Origin of the sequence: Pseudomonas sp. HMSC057H01 (genome assembly GCF_001836405.1) — a bacterium.
Taxonomy (GTDB): Bacteria; Pseudomonadota; Gammaproteobacteria; order Pseudomonadales; family Pseudomonadaceae; genus Pseudomonas; species Pseudomonas aeruginosa.
The window spans coordinates 1-1255 of sequence record NZ_KV828458.1 but is presented as its reverse complement, the minus strand read 5'-3'; the positions used below and the strand labels follow the sequence as shown (position 1 = coordinate 1255).

Sequence of the window (1255 nt, the reverse complement as noted above, 5' to 3'; positions counted from 1 at the left end):
CCGAACTCGAAATGGATGCTCGGCGATTGGGGCGGCAAGCGCACCGAGCTGCTGGAGAAGGGCTACGACTTCAAGCTGGAGTACGTCGGCGAGGCGGCGGCCAACCTCGATGGCGGCTATGACGACGACAAGACCGGACGCTACACCGACCAGTTCGCCCTGGGCGTGCACATGGACCTGGAGAAGATCCTCGGCTGGAAGGCTACCGAGTTCCAGTTCACCGTCACCGAGCGCAACGGCAAGAACCTTTCCAACGACCGCATCGGCGACCCGCGTGCCGGGCACATCAGCTCGGTGCAGGAGGTCTGGGGCCGCGGGCAGACCTGGCGGCTGACCCAGCTGTGGCTCAAGCAGCAGTACTTCGACGGCGCGCTGGACGTGAAATTCGGCCGTTTCGGCGAGGGCGAGGACTTCAACAGCTTCCCCTGCGATTTCCAGAACCTGGCCTTCTGCGGCTCGCAGGTGGGCAACTGGGCGGGGAGCATCTGGTACAACTGGCCGGTCAGCCAGTGGGCGTTGCGGGTGAAGTACAACTTCGCGCCGGACTGGTACGTGCAGGTCGGCGCCTACGAGCAGAACCCGTCGAACCTGGAGACCGGCAACGGCTTCAAGATGAGCGGCAGCGGGACCAAGGGCGCGCTGCTGCCGGTGGAGCTGATCTGGCAGCCGAAGGTCGGCGCCGAGCAACTGCCGGGCGAGTACCGGCTGGGCTACTACTACAGCACGGCGAAGGCCGATGACGTCTACGACGACGTCGACGGCCAGCCGCAGGGGCTGACCGGCAACGACTTCAAGTCGCGCGGCAGCAAGCATGGCTGGTGGGTGGTGGCGCAGCAGCAGGTCACTTCGCACAACGGCGATGCTTCGCGCGGGTTGAGCCTGTTCGCCAACCTGACGGTCCACGACAAGGCGACCAACGTGGTGGACAACTACCAGCAGCTCGGGGTGGTCTACAAGGGTCCGTTCGATGCGCGGCCGAAGGACGACATCGGCCTGGGCATCGCGCGCATCCACGTCAACGACGATGTGAAGAAGCGCCAGCGCCTGGTGAACCAGGTGAACGGCATCGACGACTACGACAACCCGCTGTACCAGCCGCTGCAGGACACCGAGTACAACGCCGAGCTGTACTACGGGGTGCATGTGACCGACTGGCTGACGGTGCGGCCGAACCTGCAATACATCAAGCAGCCGGGCGGGGTCGACGAGGTCGACAACGCGCTGGTGGCGGGGATCAAGATCCAGACGGTGTTCT

At 64.9% G+C, this 1255-nt stretch carries 1 protein-coding gene; it reads left to right on the top strand.

Translation table 11 applies throughout. The features are described from left to right. Window positions 1-1255, top strand: a 1255-nt coding sequence (oprB, locus tag HMPREF2581_RS12750; RefSeq protein WP_019396298.1) for a carbohydrate porin OprB, incomplete at both ends; no start/stop codon positions are given.